Genomic DNA, 17,768 nt, shown 5'->3' with positions numbered 1-17,768 from the left:
AATCCCCATTGCATATCACTGCATAAGGATTTTGCAATTCTCTGCACTTTTTGCTTGCAAAAAAACGTAAACCAATTATACTTTTTTACCCCGGTCATTTTACCGGATTAGACCTACGACTATTTGGGATTTTACATAATGAAGATCAGTATCAATTAACGAGAATATCATAGAGGAGAAGATTATGTGTTAGTTAAAGAAATATTTAAAAAAGAAATTTTTCGTCCGATTAATGAGGGTGTACGAAGTGCAACAATGGGCCAAGCATGGGTCATTGTCACATCTCAAGAAAAAATAAAAGCGTCACTTAATGTCCATAGCGAAAAAAGATTTTTCCAAAATCCAAGGACGTTTTGCGACCCGAATTAATTTATCTAGCGCAAATACAGATGAAGTCATTAAATGAGAGGGGTTTTCTATGACATATTATTATTACCTTGCCTCAGATATTAAACTACCATCAGGTATATACTCTAAAAGTGGTTTTATTAATTTAAATGGGAGTAAAATAGCTCTTGATCAAACTCTTGACTTAACAGAAAGTGATGAAAAAGTAGATGGATTCGATTATCCCGTGCAAATTGAAATCGTTTATGGTTTGTGTGATCCTGAAACTTTAGAAGCATATGATGATTTTGGATTGCCATTGCTTCATAAATATATTCTCGACGTATGCAGTTACTATAAGACATGTACCATTCAAATTGCTCACATTTTAAATACACACCGACACCCTTTAAAAATTGTAGAACGGAGAAAACTCTTATTGAATCAATTATCGAATCCTAAACAACTCGCTCTACATCATGGTGAATTGCTGACGATCAAGAAGATTCCGGAGTTCTAAGTTGATTAGACCGGTGAATTTACGAACAGTTGCATTTTGTTATTATGGGTAAAATGAATTTTAGTTTACTTATTCCTAGTGTGTAGATCTTCCATCAAAAAACTTGGATGCCTCATTCTGAACAGCCCTTTTTTACTATATTCGTCTTGGTATTATGTCAAGAAAATAGACATGTAAAAAAATTTACGTAAAATTTTTTTTTTATAAAATAGTAAGTTTAGTCGTCCTCATCACTTTTCATCTAGTTAATTATTATATTTTTATATTAAATTTTAAAGATTATCTAACCCTCTTATTCCTTCATAAATGATTTTCTCCTTTTTATCATTACTTTACTCGACATGTCTCAAAAGTTCATATTTTTTTCATATATATTGTGAAAAATTTCACAAACAGATGTTATACTAACTTTGTAAGCAAAATAAATAATTTAGGGGGAGGATGTAATACATATTGTGAAATATATCACAAAATCATTTCGTCGATTTTAAAGTATAGGGGCTGAACAAGATGCATGTATGGGAGCAAGTTTATAATCCATTGGAAAATATATGGCTTTCAGCTATTATAGCTGCCGTTCCTATCATCGTTTTTATTGTTTTGCTGACAGTATTTAAATTAAAAGGATATATAGCAGGGCTTTTCAGCATAATTGCTGCAGGCATTTTTGCCGTCTTTATTTATAAAATGCCTGCAATCTTAGTTTTGATGTCTGCGATATATGGAATTTTAGTCGGTTTATGGCCAGTAGCATCAATCGTATTTGCTGCTATTTTCCTTTATAAAATAACAGAAAAAACCGGAAAATTTGCCATTATAGAAAAAAGTATTTCTTTTATTACAGCGGATCAAAGAATTGCAAGTTCTTATTGGGGCATTCTCATTTGGGGCATTTTTAGAAGGAGCTGCAGGATTTGGAGCACCTGTTGCCATAACAGCAGCAATTTTAGTAGGGCTTGGATTTAGTCCAGCTCTGTTGTAAACAACGGTTCCTTATTTGCTCCACTTCAAGCTGTCACTGCTTCACAAATTGGAATAGCACCCGAAACGATGGTTGCTGTCAATGTAATGGGTGGTACAATGGCTAAAATGATTTCACCTCAATCAATTGCAGTTGCAGCTGCGGCAGTTGGATTTGCAGGAAAAGAAAGTGATTTATTTAAAGTGACAATTAAATATAGCTTATGTTTGCTTGCTGTAATTGGATTAGTTAGCTGGTTCCTATTTTAATCATATAACATTTTAAGGGGGATGTATAACCATGAATAAAGAAAAAGTAAATCGTGTTGTAATCGTTGGAACAGGTGCTGTAGGCTGCAGTTATGCCTATTCACTAATTAATCAGGGGGTCGTTGAGGAATTAGTTTTAATTGATATAAATGAAGCAAAAGCTGAAGGCGAGGTGATGGATCTTAATCATGGAGTGCCGTTTGCACCTTCGCCAATAAAGGTATGGAGCGGTTCTTATCAAGATTGCGCCAATGCGGACTTAGTTGTTATCACTGCGGGATTGGCACAAAAACCAGGTGAAACCCGATTGCAGTTAGTTGAGAAAAATACGCGAATATTTAAACAAATTATAAAAGAGATTATGAAAAGTGGATTTAATGGCATATTTTTAGTGGCAACAAATCCAGTAGATATCTTAACTTATATCACTTGGAAGGAGTCAGGACTGCCAAAGGAACGCGTCATTGGCTCAGGAACAGTCTTAGATTCTGCACGTCTAAGATTTGAATTAGGGAAGTATTTCAATGTGGATACAAGAAATATTCATGCAATTATCATAGGGGAACATGGAGATACCGAGCTTCCGGTTTGGAGCCATGCCAAGATCGGAATAGAGAATCTTGATGATGTTTTAGAGCGAAAGAAAGATTTAAAGAAAGAATGTTTAGAGGAGATCTTCGTAAACGTCCGTGACGCTGCTTATCATATCATTGAGCGAAAAGGGGCGACATACTATGGAATAGGAATGTCCCTTGTCCGAATTACAAAAGCAATTCTTAAAAATGAAAATAGTATCCTGACAGTATCTTCCTATCTAGAAGGTGAATATGGACAAAATGATGTATATATTGGAGTACCAGCCAAGCTTAATCGTAACGGCGTTCACGAAATAATCGAAATTGAACTGAACGAAAAGGAACAAGAACAATTTAATTATTCCGTTTCAGTGCTAAAAGATACGATGAAATCTGTCATTTAATCCACTTGATGGCAAAGCGACATGCTCTATAGTGACCATTGTACCGGGAACGTTTAGGAAACAAGGATTGGGAAAACCAATTTACGATTACTAACTGCTGCGAGGCTTGTTAGGATGAAAAGCTCAACTTACGTTTCTTTCCAATGCTTTTGTGCCAGTCAAGACGATGCCCGATTGGCTCCAATGGTTTGCGAAGATCAATCCGATCTCGCATATTATTACTGCCGTCCGTGATCTGATCAATGATGGAACTATTGGCTCAGATTTCGCCGTCTCTCTCATCGGGGCTGCATCCATCGTAGCAATCTTTGCGCCCATCACCGTCCGTGTATATATGCGCCGGGCATAAATTGGATATTGTGTATTGATCTGTTCGCGATATCCTAGTAAAAAAGCTTTTACCGAAAAATTACGGAACCTTGCTGCTTACAGAACTTTTAACACATCATATAGAATTTCACATGTCTGATATAATTTATTTCAGCCACTGCTGACATCCCTTCATTACCTTCCATTAAACAAGTTGCCCAACTCGGGGTATGGTATTGAAGGGATGCTGGCAAGTGGTTTTTTATATCATATATGGCCGTTTAATGACAGTGATACATTTCAGATACCAGACCAGTCCCGTGTTAACCCGGGATCTGAAGGAAACTACCCGGCGCAACGTTCTGTAAAAAGGGGCTAGGTTCGCCTACACTGTAAAGCTGCAAGTAATGCATAGCCCGGGTGCAGGCGGTGTAGAACAATCTGCGCAGGCTCTCAACGCCGTATACGTGCGATGAAGCGTTATAAATGATGACGGCGTCGAATTCGATGCCCTTCGCCAAATACGCCGGTATAACGACAACACCTTGTTCATATTCGGTAGAGCCGCTCTTCACAAGTTTTATATCTTCAACGCTTTTCAGTGCTTCGTATGCGGCGGTGCTTTCCGCAGCAGATTTACATATAATCGCGATCGTATTATATCCCCGTTTCCGCAAGTCCACGACTTTGGAAGCAATGCAGCGGTGCAGTTCAGCTTGATCGGACACTCTCGTCAACACAGGCTTATCGCCGTCGCGTTCAAAAGCAGTGATCCGTTCGCCATCGGGCACGAGTCCGCGCGTAAATTCAATGATCTGTCTTGTGGATCTGTAACTGCGGGTCAAGGTGATCGAATCCGTTTTATCCGGTCCGTATAGGCTGGTAAGCGTGTGGAAATCGACCGTTTCACTGGCATGAGCGAATATCGCTTGGTTAAAGTCGCCGAGCACAGTCATCCTCGCCGAAGGAAACAAACGCTTCAAAAATTCGAATTGAAACGGAGAATAATCTTGCGCTTCGTCTACAAGCACGTGTTTGATCGAGACGTTCGTCTGAAAGCCTTGAATCAGCTCTTTCAAAAATAAATACGGAGTTGCATCTTCGTAAAACAGTTTGCCTTCGTCTAGCGTTTTTACAGTCAATCGGCAAATATCCTCCCACTCCTCGGGTGTTTCCACTTCCATCCACTGTTTGACCCGCGTTGGATCGGCGAAAAGCTGCTTGTATACTCCCTTCATGTCGATGAAACGAAGCGTTCGGATCCGTTTGCGCAACGGTTTCAGCTTCTTGCGAACGATCAATTGGCCCAGCGCTTCGATCTCGTTCTCATAGTTGTTCAACGTTTCTGCTTTAAAGCCGCGTTTTTTCCGTAAGAGAGTATGAGCTTTATGATAATCCTCGTTGCTAAGCAGCTCGATTTCTTCCTGCACCCATGGCTTAGTCCGTTCAAGCTTCTCCGCTTCATCGATTTGCTTGTTTAGCCAATCTGCCAGCTTTTCAAGTCTGCTGTGAAAACGGAGCGAGGTGTCGCTGCTATAAAACCTTTCTGTGATTTGTTTGGCGGTGATGATCGGTTTTCCTCTAAATAGAATATCTTTGAATAGCATGCCGGATAATTCCAGCGACTTACAGTATGTTTTAATCGTCTCGAAGAAACGGGTTGATGCCTTGAATCGGATGCTCGCAGTTCTAGTCCGGTATAAAGAGTCATCCGCTTCAGTCAACACATATTCCAATTGCTCGTATGGACCCTCGATTTGAAATTCTTTGCTCAGCCGATATTCCAAATATTCCTGGAAGGTGGCCTGCTGCATATTCTCTTCGCCTAGTTCGGGCAGCACATTGGATACGTAGCTGTTAAACATCGAATTAGGTGAAAATAAAATGATTTGATCGGCTCTCAGCTTATCCCGATACTTGTAGAGCAAGTAAGCGATCCGCTGCAGGGCGGCCGATGTCTTGCCGCTGCCGGCGGGTCCTTGCACGATGAGCAGCCGCCCGCAATCATGACGGATGATCTGGTTTTGTTCCCGTTGAATGGTGGCCACGATGTTGTGCATATGTTTGTCTGTCACTCTGCCAAGCACCTGCTGTAAAATGTCGTCTCCAATGGTGAGACTCGTATCGAACATCGACTTGATAACGCCGCCGCGGATGATATATTGCCACTTTTTCTCCAGCATGCCGCGGACTGTGCCTCCGGGAGTAGTATATTCGGCCGGGCCGGGCGCGTAATCGTAGTAGACACTCGAGACCGGCGCCCTCCAGTCGTAGATCAGGATGTTCTCTCCGCTTGTATCCGTGAGCGTGGAGATACCGATATAGATTCGTTCAGCAGTTGAAGACCCTTCCTCAATGAAATCGATTCGACCGAAATAAGGCACCTCCTGCATGCGGCGCAGGGTGGACAACCTCTTGAAGGCTTGTCTGTGGGTGCTTTGGCTCACGGACAGGTTCTGCGCCTGTTGTCTCAAGGCGATGATCGTCTCAAGATAATCGTCGAACGTATCAGTATTCACCTTGACGTCATCCCAAAAATGTTTGCGGAAATCAATCACTTCTTTTCGACGCTGGGAGGTTTCGTTTTCCAGCATGCCGATTTGCTCCACAATGATCGCCATTATGCTGTCCAATCGTTCTTGCTCCTGCCGAAGTTCTGTATTCATATTAAGCACTCCTCGTATACTAAGTTTCAGAAAGTTTTTTTATCGAATTTCCAGTCCGATACGCTCCTTGACAATCGCATATCTTGGGTGGTTGCCTTTGTGGGAGGGGCGCGCCCCTCCCACAAAGGGTTCAGCGTACCGGGGTTGGACTTTTCGCAATGTTCCTGGATAATGGTCTTAGGATCATCGGGGATACTCTTCTCACTCCTGTAGCTTCGACTACTTGTAAAGTCTGTCTCCCCGGCTCCTGTTTGGACGTCTAACCCGCAGGCTGTTCCCGTTGGTTTTCCCCATGCTGGAAGGAGCAGCTTCCAGGGCAGCCCATGGTCCAACGTGAGTTCTCATATGCGAGGGTGACTGGTCAACAGGCGCGATCCGGGGGCATCCCGAAGAGTCCTACCCCTCGATCCTACAACAATAGGAGGTGATCTCATGAAACTCTACGTCGGGATCGACGTGAGCTCACGCGACTTAGCCACCTGCATTATGGATCATGAAGGAAATACGTGCGCACGCTTCAAAGTGGATAATCATCTTCTGGGCGCCACCTTCCTTCGGGATCAAATCCTCCTGTGGGCTAACAAGCGAAAGCCAACCGAAATTCTGATCGGGATGGAAGCCACCTCGGTCTACAGTTGGCATCCAGCTATGTTTTTCCACCAGCAGGAGGCCTTGCAGGCTTGGAACGTCAAGGTGTTTACGATCAATCCAAAGCTCATTCGCAAGTTTAAAGAAGCCTATGTCGACTTGGAGAAAACGGATGACATCGATGCTTGGATCATTGCGGATCGGCTTCGCTTCGGCCGTCTGAAGATGACGGCTGTCCTCAAGGAGCAGTTTCTCGCGCTTCAGCGACTGACACGCATGCGATATCATCTCGTCCACCAGTTAACCCGTGAGAAACAGTATTTTCTCCAGCACTTGTTTTACAAATGCAGTTCCTTTACCCAAGAGGTGGACAGTTCGATCTTCGGACATGCCATTCTCGAACTGCTGCTTGAGTCGTGGAGCCTCGATGACATCTGCCAAATGGATGTCAAGCAGTTGGCCGACTTCCTGCGCCAAAAAGGGCGCAATCGCTTTGCCGATCCGGAATGCATCGCCAAGTCGATTCAAAAGGCGGCCCGTTCGTCGTATCGGTTGTCCAAGTGTGTCGAGGATTCCATCGACTTGCTGTTAGGGCTGTCGATTCAATCAATCCGCAGCCTGCAATCGCAGCTCAAAGAGCTCGATAAAGCCATTACCCGCCATCTTGAAGGCATTCCGAACACACTGCAAACCATCCCAGGCATCGGACCGGTTTATACCGCAGGCATCCTGGCCGAAATCGGGCAAATCGAGCGGTTTCACAACCAGGCCGCCTTGGCAAAATATGCCGGCTTGACATGGTCCAAGCACCAATCGGGCCGTTTTCAAGCCGAGGACACCTCCCTCATTCGTTCCGGCAATCGCTATCTCCGTTACTACCTAGTGGAGGCTGCCAACTCGGTGCAACGGCATGATGCGACGTTTCGTGCGTACTACCGGAAGAAGTATGAGGAAGTGCCCAAACACCAACATAAACGAGCCCTCGTCCTCACCGCTAGAAAACTCGTGCGTGTGATCGATGCGCTGCTACGCAACGGTCAAATCTACACGCCAAGAAAGGGGGAAGATCGATAAGAGGATCGATCTGGTATACCAATATCAACCTTTAGACCCAGTTTATTACATGTACCAATACTGGGTTTCTTCAGTATTGCCTTTTTTCGGATCATCGGACAAGGGAATTTCCAATTTCTATGATTTTTCACCTTGACATATTACCGCAGGACTTTAAAAAATAAAAATGGGGATTGACTGAAGAGGATTTATGTTTTATAATTATAATAGGGATACTATTTTTATAATTTAAACAAAGTGTGTTTCTTTACTAATTTATCATAGTTTCTCAATTTTTTCAATGTATTTAACGCTGTCGTCGATATTATAAACAAGTTGAAATTGTATGTGATGAAGATAAAAAGTTACTGTAAGGCCATTAATTAAAGTATTTCTCATGGAAGAGAACCGATGGTTTTCTTTTAGACCGTCTAATAAAGTTTGCAAAATCGTGTTATAAGTGAATAAGTTTGTTTATATAAACAGTCTAACTAGATTAGTTAGGCTGTTTTTTTTGTTTTGTAAAAATTCTTAAATAACTATGAAAGAAGGAAATTGGAATATGTATAAAGTTGATTACAAAGATTATCCTTTAATCAGAAGTTGGAAACAAAATTTAATGAAAAATCAATTATTGTCTATTTCCGTGTAGCATGCGAATTTTATCGGATAAATCATATAAGCGGATAAATCGACTATATAAAAGGATGTGACATCCTTGAATACAGGTGAAACTGATGGGGAGACATGTTCCAAAGTTGATACTGTAACTAAAACGAAAGCTGGATCTTATCGTGAAAGAGTAGAGGGAAAGAAACAATAATTTTTAGACAAGCCCATTGTGCTTGTCCATTTTAAATGCGAGGGGGAGATTTTATAACCGAGCAACATTCCGGAACATTTTCCTCAACACTTCAGCTTCATGTACGTATTCTCATGTATGTATACATATTGACGGACTGCACCTGTAGAAAATTCAACTCCATACTTGCGTTATTGCCGCTTTGCGGCCTGAACTCATCAGTGTCTCAGAAATTAAACTGTACGCAATCAGGTGATGGAAGATTATACACGGACTTTGATGATGCCTCTGCTGTTCTTGTGTTTCCTAAACGCTGCAGGAACCGCTTGAGACTTACCGAGCGTGTGGAACAACTCATTGAAGAGATTCGTATTTTTCCAAACCGTGAGTCCATCCTGGTAATTGGGCTGTCTTTCGAGAAATCGATGAACAACTTCACATGACTGAATACTAAGAGCGGCGCAAAAGCACTGGAACATATCAGAGTTACTCAAGATAATGACAAATAAGCTACGCTTAGAGCTGTAGTGAGTGAACAAGGGAAAGCGTTTAGGAATGCCTGAGCTCTCGCAGCAGGTTCAGCCGATAAAGGGCTTAAATTTTCTTTTAACGAGAAAGCGAAGAAATAACAGTTAAAAAGAAAAGTAGAAGCCATGACCCAAAAAGTCACGGCTTCTGAACTAGTTATTTGTGTTTAGATCTGTTTGTGGCAGCATCTAAAGTTCCTTCAGGGAAACTAGGAGTTACTTGTGTAGCTGTAGTTTGAAATTGTTGAACTTGTAATAATTTCACAGTAAGATCTAAGACGATTTTTTCGCGCAATGTTTTAAACTGGCCTTCAGGTCCTACTTTAACTGGTGAGAAATCAAGTTCATAGAAGTTTGCGGCTATTAATTCACCGTATGGTTGTTCATTATATTTGACGAGATTTTGGAAGAAATATTTATCCAAACGAGGAACAAGGTCATTTTTCTCATTTAAGAAGAGAGCTTTGCTTTGATCAGAAATTCCTATTATTGGGAAAAGAAGGAAATCTCCGGTTGGAGCAGCGTCTGCAAGTTCTGTAAAACCAGAGAACGGAACGTCTGCAATTCTGTCTTGAAGTGCTCCATTGCAGTCTCTGGAAGCATATTCAATATCTTTGCGAATAAATCCTGATACAAATAATTTCGCTCTAGTTACTCTAAAATAGTCCGTTGTACCAATACGTGTAAATCTAACAGGTACTAGTTTCGCTTGTTCCAAAAATACGTTTTTTGTCACTCTCTTAATTTCAGTTGCTGGCGGATCAAGCGGAATATCTGCCTCTACTACCACTTGAATAGTTTTTTCTGCTAATACAACTGGAGTTTTAAGAGTTACAGTAACATCTGGTGTAAGAACTAAATCGGTATTTTCATTTGATAATGGTACTTGTTCTGTCGATTTTACTGGGCAAGCTGGGATTTGATGATCGTCTTTACTCATGAAAAAATCCACTCCTTAATTTTTTTTGAGTTTTCCAAACTCTGCATTAATACAATATGCAGCATTCATTTTTAAGTTTGGGCTTTTCACATAATCATTTTTCTCATTTTTAAATCAAAGAGTGGATTTCGTATACATTCGATGATCTCTAGATTCCATTGCCAGCATAACTGACCCGAACTTGTTGTACTTGTAATAAATGAACGATTAAATCCAATATAATTTTTTGGTGCAATTGACGATAGTAAGGTACTGATTCATTTTGTTTGGAACCTTCATTTCCGTTGTCTGCGGCAGTGTACTCAATATTTTGTGATATATATCCTTTTATAAATAAATTTCCTTTCAGTGCTGTACATGTTCCATTATCTAATGATGGGGAGAATTGAGTAGGTACGAATTTACAATTTGTTAGTACGACCTCTTTAGAGATTTCTTTAACGCCCAAAATCTCTTCTTCAAATACAACATCTTCTTCTAAAATTATTTCCATTTTGTATTCCCCTGCTACAACTGGAACTCTAATTTGTATAAAGTCATGAGATGTACAAGTTTTGTTATCTGTTTCGCTTGTTTTCGCAGCTTTTGAGTCATGCAGGGGAACTGCAATAGATTGATAATGATTATTTGTATTATTCTTACTATAAGTGTGTACAGTGTCAGTTAAAGAGATCATTTCATGAATTTTAGAGCAAACTAAACGACATTCAGGCTGTTCAGGATAATAAGTTGTCGTATTGAGTAATTTTGTGTTTAATTGAGGAGTTTGTTTATTGTTTAAGTCAAGAAATTCAGCTGAATTTTGAACTATATTGCTAAAGATAGGAGAATGAAGAAAGTCATCTATTTCTACAAAAGTCGAAAATGGTCTTTTTATAGTCATTGAACATGTTTTTCCATATTTGATAGATTCATCTGCATTATCAAAATTAATAGCTTTTTGATCATTCGTTCCATCCGATTCGGATGAAGGATGAACAGGCTCAAAAACAGAATCGGTCGGAGATTTTTTATTTATCTCCTGTTCAGCATGAGAAACCTCATCCGTTTTCACAGCATGTTCATCAACAGCTGGAGGAGATTGTTCAGGAACGGCATTGTCCGATGAATGAACTGGCTCGACTGTATAGTCAATAGGATTGGTTTCACTGATATTCTCTTGATCATTTATTTTATCTGAGCTGGATGAGTCATGGGCAAGTTCAAAAACGGAATCGGTTGGAGGATGATCCTTTGTCTCCTGTTCAAGACCAGCATGGAAATACTCATCCGTATTCACAGCATACTCATCAACAGCTGGAGGAGATTGTTCAGGAACGGCATCGTCCGATGAATGAACTGGCTCGACTGTATGGTTAATAAGATTGATTTCACTGACATCCTTATGATTGTTTATTTCATCCGAACTGGATGGGGCGTGAACTAGCTCAAAACCCGAATTGGTTGCAGGTTGATCATTCGTCTCCTGTTCATCAAGATCAGTTAGAGAAATCTGCTTAATATGAGAAGCCTCATCCGTATTCACAGCATGCTCATTAACAGCTGGAAAAACTTGTTTAAGATTGTTTTCATCCAATAAATGAGCAAGCTCGACTGAATAATCAAAAGAATTGGTTTCAAAGTCATCCTCTTGATCATTTATTTCATCCGAATTGGATGAAGGATGAACAGGCTCAAGAACCGAATCGGCTGAGGGGTGCTCCTTTGTCTCATGGCTAGGGCTAGGTAGAGAAATCTGCTTAATATGGGAATCATCCGTTTTTAAAGTGTGGTCATCAGTTGAGGAAACGTGTTCAGGATCAGTCGTTCCATTCGATGGTTGAGTAGGACCACAGATGCTGCCTGTATGATTTCTTTTAGACATATTATACTTTTTGTATAAATTCATCAGTTTAGAAACATTATTTTTATTTTTGTTTAGTTTGGTCACCTTTTTTATCCCGTAATTTTCATGTGAATCATCTGCTTCTGCTGTATCAATGCGATTTGGCACAATATCTGATTTGTGACTATCATCATCTTCTTCTCTATGCTGAAAATTGGGGCATACAGATTTTTTTTGAACTCTTGAAGATTTAAAAATGTTCATTTGTTTAGAACGTATTTGCTGCATCCTCTCATGGTGAATCCATGGAGTTTTCATGACACCTCACTCCCAAATTAACGAATTTTTACTGTATTTATTTATGCTTTATTTCCCGCATTTGTCCCTGTACAATTCAGGAAATTTCAAAAATAAGCTCTATGTAGCATTTTTCTCAAATCAGATGATTTGCCTGTTTCTCTTCAAAAATTCGATAAATGGGGATACTATGCCCGCTAATCTTTTTATAATATTGATATGGAATATAAAAATAAATGATTGCATAGATGAATGAAATGAAAAGTTTTTAGATATAAGAAGGGGGATCTTGAAGGATTAAAAGAGGACAAAATTAGAGCTTTTTATTTCCGAATAAGATACTTCCATTGTTGAAATTAGCGTAATTAAACACAAAAACACAAGGGGCTGTCTAATAATGAACTGCCCTAACAAGAACATTAAGGTTTTATGCTTCGCCTATTTGATCAAACAAATTTAAAGCGCTAAAGTGAAAAGTGTGGTAAACTTTATTATCATTAAAATGTAATAGGGTGTTTGATTCAATTGGAAATTAAACAATTGAAGTGTTTTCTTGAGGTTACACGTACCGGCAATTTTACCACTGCATCTGAGAATCTGTTCATTACGCAGCCTGCTCTCAGCAGAATTATCAAATCATTGGAGGATGAAATTGGAGCACCGCTTTTCATACGTACTAGAAAAAAGCTGATATTGACGGATGCAGGCCGTATTTTAAAAAAACATGCTTTAAAAATTGAAAATCAGCTGCAGCAATTGGATGCAGAACTTGATAAAATGTTTATGCAAAGAAAACGACAAATTCGCATCGGGCTACCTACGATTACGAATTCCATTTTCTTCTCAAAATTGATTGCATCGTTTCATGAAGAATATCCAGAGGTGATTTTCCTACTAGAAGAGGATGGTTCCAAACCAGTTGAAGAGAAGGTTCTCAATAATTTATTGGATTTTGGGGTCGTTGTTCTTTCTGAGGAAAATGAAAATCTTGACAGTATTATATTTGTGAATGAGAAATTAAAACTAGTTGTCTCTTCGTCTCATCGTCTGGCGGGAAAACAAGAAGTGTCTTTGCAGGAGCTAAAAAAAGAGGACTTTATTATGTTCGACCGGGATTTTGTGCTAAGAAATCTTGTCATCAATTCTTGTAAAGAAGCCGGTTTTCAACCGAAAATTATTTCGGAAACATCACAACTGGAGTTTATTCAAGAATTGGTTGCCTACAATATAGGTATTACTTTGCTGCCTGAAAGTACGTGTATAGAACTAACAGATGATTTTAAAACGATCACCGTCACTAATCCGGAAATCGAATGGAATCTGGCAATGATTTGGAGAAAGGATGCAAGCTTATCACAGATTGCGCAGGAATTTATACGATTTGCAAAAGAAAAGCTGTCGACGGCTAATCCCGGCCAGGATTCTAAATCCGATTGAGTCAACTATAAGAAGGGGGCTGTCCGATAAGTCCCTAAAATGAAGCAAGTGGAGAAAAACAATTCGTTTCTCTCCACTTGCTTTTATATTTTTTCGATTTTTATCTGAAAGTAGCTGGCGGATGCCGGCTACTTTCAGGAAGTTGTGGGCTAATGCCACAATCCCAAACTCAACATGTACCTTGTCGAGGCCCCGCAAAGAAAATCTGCGGAACGACCGATTGCCCTTGATGTGACCGAACACACTTTCTGCCTCGACTTTGCGTCGAGCGTAGATGCCGGCTTTCTCTTCACATTCAAGGGCTGTTTTGGCCTTTGCTTTCATTTCTTCGAAGATGGGATTCCAGTGAACTTGACGATTTCCCTTCGCTTTTGTGCATTTCGCTTTCAATGGGCAATCGGTACAATCTTCACATTCGTATATTTTGAAGCTTTGTTCATAGCCAGATGGATTCTTTTTGTTTTGGTATTTTTTAAACGTTACTCTCCTTCCATTCGGGCAAATAAAACAATCATCCTCTTCACAATAGGTCCAGTTTTTGGCATTTTTAATGTCTTTTTTGTATGTACGTGTTTGTTCTTTTACATAGCTCCCATAAGGAATTAGAAACTCAAAACGGGGCTCTTTCTCATCACCAACTGCATATACATAGTTTTCTTCACTACCATAGCCTGCATCCGCAATGACCGTTTTGGGCATCGGTAATGAACTGGAGGCTAGCTTCTCCATATGTGGGATAAAGCAACGTGTATCGGTCGGTCGTTGATGAATGGTATAAAACAAGATAAACTGATTCTCTGTCCCCATTTGCACGTTGTATCCGGGCTTGAGCTGACCGTTTTTCATATGGTCTTCTTTCATGCGCATGAAGGTTGCGTCTTTGTCTGTTTTCGAGTAGCTGTTACGGTCACCGAACATTTCCTTTTGTTCCTTGTATCTTGCCATTCGGGGCAGGAAATCTTCACGAATTTGTTTCACCGATTTCTTTAATTGACTGCGTTTTTTTCGCTTCTCTTTCCGAATGGATGTATCGGTCTCCTTTTCGATTTCTTCCGTTAGCGTTTCAACTTTTTCTTCTATTTCTTTTGCGATTTCCTCCAGGTTTTGTTCGGTGATCTCTGTATGTTGATCGCTTTCCTTTTGCCCTGTTCCGGCTTCTAATTGGGTTAATTCATGAATGTGCTTTAGTGTTTCTTGGATTTTTTCTTTTAATTTCTCTTCGAATTTCAAAGTGGATTTTTTCCACACAAAAGAATACTTATTGGCATTGGCTTCGATCTTAGTGCCATCCAAAAAGTAGTTTTCCATCGTGATGTAATGTTCTTTTATCAATTTGAGAATCATGACTTCAAAGAGCTCATCCATGAAAGCTTTCATCCGTTCCCCTCGGAACTCATTAATGGTGCGAAAATCTGGTTGTTGCATCGCTGAAAGCCACATGGCAGGAATATTTTCTTTAACGAGTTTTTCGATTCCTCGGCAGGAATAAACCTTTTGAGAATAAGCATACAGAATGATTTTCAGCATCATTTTGGGATGATAGGAACTTCTGCCGCCGCCTTTATAATGAGAAAACAATTGTTTATCTGGTATCGCCTCCACCATTTCGTCCACGACACGTGCCACGTGATGTTCGGGTATAAGAGATTCAATATCATAAATCATTTGAACTTGACGGTTGTCATATGGTTTGAAAGTAGGGGCTAAATTTCTTTTGGCAGGAGTTTTTTCTTCTTTTCCATCTAGAGGAAGTGTCATTTGTGTGTTATAATTTTCACGAGTAATCATATGATTGCTCATAAAAAATCGTCCTTTCTGTAATGTTGTGTCGTAACTTCATTTTACTAGAAAGGACGATTTTTTTGTGCATTTTTTTAAAAGTGAAAAAATGAGGGGCTCCAAAAAGTCAGTTACCCTGACTTTTTGGACAGCCCCTTTTTTTACTTGAAGCAGAAACAAGAAAAAAGTGTCTTTTTTGTGTGGAGCCGTCTCTTGTACTTAAGCAGGGGCTAGGAAGGATTCATATGAATATCATGTTTCATATGTTCGTGGAAGCGGCCGCTATCTTTTCATGAAAAATAGATAGAGGTTCTAGATGTCCGTTGATTTCCTGCATCTACAAACGATTTTCATAGATAGCTTGAAGAAAGACGGATGTTTCCAACGGTTAGAAACCGTCTGGGACTTGCTCTCGTTGTGCGAATGCGAGACAGTGGTCCGACCGTCCATAAACAATACGAGCTCTATATGGTGTAAACATTTTTTTCAATAGACAATCACTGTTCGTTGTAAAAGAGGTAAAAACAATGTATATTTAATTGAGAATGATAATCATTTACTGAGTTCTAGGAGAGGTGGAAATAGATGAAATATGACGAATTATACGATGTGACGATTATTGGCGGCGGACCAGCGGGGTTGTATGCGGCATTTTATAGCGGATTGCGGGAAATGAAAACAAAGCTGATTGAGTATCAGCCGCAATTGGGCGGCAAGCTTCATGTTTACCCGGAGAAAATGATTTGGGATGTTGGAGGACATGCACCGATTACAGGAGAACAATTAATTAAGCAGCTTGTCAAGCAAGGATTAACATTTAATCCTACAGTGGTACTAAATGAAAAGATTGAATCGATGAAACGAAAGGAAGATGGCACTTTTATATTGCAGGCCGCTTCTGGACGGCAGCATTTTTCCAAGACGGTCATTGTCGCAGTGGGAAGCGGTATATTGAAGCCGCAAAAACTGGAGATCGAGGGTGCAGAAAAGTTCGAGGTGGCTAATCTGCATTATACAGTGAAATCGTTAAAGCTCTTCAAAAATAAAACGGTCATCATTTCAGGAGGAGGCAATGCGGCTATTGATTGGGCGAATGAATTAGTGCCGATTGCTAAAAAAGTGTATTTGACGTATCGAGGGGAGATGTTAAAAGGTCATGAATCGCAGGTGACGCAGCTTCTAAACAGCTCGGCTACTTGTTATTTTCATACAACGATTACCAAATTGATTGCCAGCGAGGACCATGAACGGATTGAACGAGTTGAGCTAACAAACCGTGAAACAGGAGAGATCACCTATTTACCGATTGATGAAGTAATTGTGAATCATGGCTATGAGCGCGATTCCTCCTTGCTGGAAAAAAGCGAGCTGAATATTCAAATGATTGACAATCACTACATTGCGGGCAACGCCCATAGCGAATCTTCTGTACCGGGACTTTATGCAGCGGGGGATATTCTAAAATACGATGGGAAATTGCATTTGATTGCGGGGGCCTTTCAGGATGCCGCAAATGCGGTAAATAGAGCTAAACAATTTATTGAACCTAAGGCTGATAAATTTGGCATGGTATCATCCCATAACGAAATCTTTAAAGAACTCAACCGAGAATTGATAAAGCAAATGATGAAATAAAAGTTTATTTGGAATAGAATGTAACACACGACCAAGCTCAATGATACGATCCCTTTATAGTAGACAGGAAAAAGAAAGCCTGTTCATCTGTCTATTATGGAGGGATTTTTCTATATGTGCTTTTTTATTCCTGTCTACTTGACTGGGGGCAGCTCATCACACGGGTGGTTTTTTGTTTAGGTTAAAGAGCGCTTCCATACTATTTTGTTATGAATTGTATATAGGATTGGCATTGTATCTTTGCAAACCAGCTATATTATAATTCTCTTTGTAAAAATTCTAAATGCGGATGAAGCGTACGCTTCAAAAGTATTTTTATTTGCAAGGTGATCATAATGGAAGCAAAAAAAATGAAAGAAACACGTGTTGTTCAAACCGATCAAGTGCTCATTAATGATTTGAACAATTATCATACATTATTTGGCGGAGTTTTAATGAAGAAGATGGATGCATGTGCGACGCTTTCTGCCCGCAGACATACAAGGGTAAAGGAATGTGTTACAGCGTCGACCGACTCCGTTAATTTCCTTGAACCGATCCGGGTAAGTGATTCGGTTTGTATTGAATCGTTTGTTAGCTATACAGGTAAAAGATCCATGGAGATTTTCTGTAAAGTGATTGCAGAAGATCTAGAAACTGGAAAACGAAGAATTGCAGCTACAGCATTTTTCACTTTTGTTCCTCTAGATGAAAATAAAAGGCCGTTGGAAGTACCGCCTATTATTCCAGAAACAGAGGAAGAAAAATATCTCTACGAAACAGGAAAAGAACGTGAAAGCATTCGCAAGTTAAAAAGACAACAAAATAAAGAACTCGTGTCCAGACTTTCACTGAATAAACCGTGGGATTAATAC

General features: G+C 40.0%; 13 protein-coding genes and 3 pseudogenes. 12 read left to right on the top strand and 4 right to left on the bottom strand.

All coding sequences use genetic code 11. From position 1 onward, the window contains the following. Positions 1-50: 50 nt before the first annotated feature. The 7 genes and pseudogenes from NSQ71_RS18225 to NSQ71_RS18195 form a co-directional block, all read left to right on the top strand. Positions 51-173 (top strand): BREX protein BrxB domain-containing protein, encoded by a 123-nt coding sequence (locus NSQ71_RS18225; protein WP_242009369.1) that lies wholly within the window; start codon positions 51-53, stop codon positions 171-173. Positions 174-186: 13 nt separating this feature from the next. Next, positions 187-369, top strand: coding sequence for a hypothetical protein (locus NSQ71_RS18220; RefSeq protein WP_144598567.1), 183 nt, complete (start codon positions 187-189; stop codon positions 367-369). 49 nt (positions 370-418) lie between these two features. Beyond that, positions 419-847 carry a hypothetical protein gene (locus NSQ71_RS18215; RefSeq protein WP_339193689.1) on the top strand — a complete coding sequence of 143 codons (429 nt, stop codon included), beginning with the start codon at positions 419-421 and terminating at the stop codon, positions 845-847. Positions 848-1,357: 510 nt separating this feature from the next. Continuing rightward, positions 1,358-1,817 (top strand): annotated as a pseudogene (locus NSQ71_RS18210) (L-lactate permease); the annotation flags it as partial. A gap of 59 nt (positions 1,818-1,876) precedes the next feature. After that, positions 1,877-2,077 carry an L-lactate permease gene (locus NSQ71_RS18205; protein ID WP_235600454.1) on the top strand — a complete coding sequence of 67 codons (201 nt, stop codon included), beginning with the start codon at positions 1,877-1,879 and terminating at the stop codon, positions 2,075-2,077. Between the two features lie 31 nt (positions 2,078-2,108). Beyond that, entirely contained in the window at positions 2,109-3,056 is a 948-nt protein-coding gene (locus tag NSQ71_RS18200) for an L-lactate dehydrogenase (protein WP_340734379.1), read from the top strand. A gap of 127 nt (positions 3,057-3,183) precedes the next feature. Further along, positions 3,184-3,405, top strand: a pseudogene (locus tag NSQ71_RS18195) (ABC transporter permease); the annotation flags it as partial. Positions 3,406-3,688: 283 nt separating this feature from the next. Here the strand turns inward: NSQ71_RS18195 and helD are convergent. Further along, the gene (gene helD, locus NSQ71_RS18190) at positions 3,689-6,031 is read right to left on the bottom strand and encodes an RNA polymerase recycling motor HelD (RefSeq protein ID WP_340734378.1); all 2,343 of its coding nucleotides are present in this window, start codon (positions 6,029-6,031) and stop codon (positions 3,689-3,691) included. 432 nt (positions 6,032-6,463) lie between these two features. Here helD and NSQ71_RS18185 point away from each other — a divergent pair, with 432 nt between their 5' ends. Then, complete coding sequence (locus tag NSQ71_RS18185; RefSeq protein ID WP_027725928.1) at positions 6,464-7,693, top strand: IS110 family transposase; 1,230 nt, start codon at positions 6,464-6,466, stop codon at positions 7,691-7,693. A gap of 1,056 nt (positions 7,694-8,749) precedes the next feature. Continuing rightward, positions 8,750-8,872: pseudogene (locus tag NSQ71_RS18180) on the top strand (IS256 family transposase); the annotation flags it as partial. A 286-nt stretch (positions 8,873-9,158) separates the two neighbouring features. Here the strand turns inward: NSQ71_RS18180 and NSQ71_RS18175 are convergent. Beyond that, positions 9,159-9,941, bottom strand: coding sequence for a CsxC family protein (locus tag NSQ71_RS18175; protein ID WP_117016908.1), 783 nt, complete (start codon positions 9,939-9,941; stop codon positions 9,159-9,161). 148 nt (positions 9,942-10,089) lie between these two features. After that, positions 10,090-12,084 carry a BC_2427 family protein gene (locus NSQ71_RS18170; protein ID WP_340734377.1) on the bottom strand — a complete coding sequence of 665 codons (1,995 nt, stop codon included), beginning with the start codon at positions 12,082-12,084 and terminating at the stop codon, positions 10,090-10,092. Positions 12,085-12,588: 504 nt separating this feature from the next. Between NSQ71_RS18170 and NSQ71_RS18165 the strand changes: the two genes are divergently transcribed. After that, positions 12,589-13,500 carry a LysR family transcriptional regulator gene (locus tag NSQ71_RS18165; RefSeq protein WP_066251505.1) on the top strand — a complete coding sequence of 304 codons (912 nt, stop codon included), beginning with the start codon at positions 12,589-12,591 and terminating at the stop codon, positions 13,498-13,500. Here NSQ71_RS18165 and NSQ71_RS18160 read toward each other — a convergent pair. Then, positions 13,417-15,300, bottom strand: coding sequence for an IS1182 family transposase (locus NSQ71_RS18160; RefSeq protein WP_340734376.1), 1,884 nt, complete (start codon positions 15,298-15,300; stop codon positions 13,417-13,419). The genes NSQ71_RS18165 and NSQ71_RS18160 overlap by 84 nt on opposite strands. A 564-nt stretch (positions 15,301-15,864) precedes the next feature. Between NSQ71_RS18160 and NSQ71_RS18155 the strand changes: the two genes are divergently transcribed. Together NSQ71_RS18155 and NSQ71_RS18150 are read left to right on the top strand one after the other, a co-directional pair. After that, positions 15,865-16,914, top strand: coding sequence for an NAD(P)/FAD-dependent oxidoreductase (locus NSQ71_RS18155; RefSeq protein WP_340734375.1), 1,050 nt, complete (start codon positions 15,865-15,867; stop codon positions 16,912-16,914). A 335-nt stretch (positions 16,915-17,249) separates the two neighbouring features. Beyond that, positions 17,250-17,765, top strand: a complete 516-nt coding sequence (locus NSQ71_RS18150; RefSeq protein WP_340734374.1) for an acyl-CoA thioesterase — start codon at positions 17,250-17,252, stop codon at positions 17,763-17,765. The last annotated feature ends 3 nt before the right edge of the window (positions 17,766-17,768 follow it).

Origin of the sequence: Aeribacillus sp. FSL M8-0235 (assembly GCF_038000355.1) — a bacterium.
In the GTDB taxonomy this organism is placed as follows: domain Bacteria; phylum Bacillota; class Bacilli; order Bacillales; family Aeribacillaceae; genus Aeribacillus; species Aeribacillus composti.
Note: the sequence above shows the minus strand (reverse complement) of the source record. Positions and strands in the feature narration are given on the sequence as shown.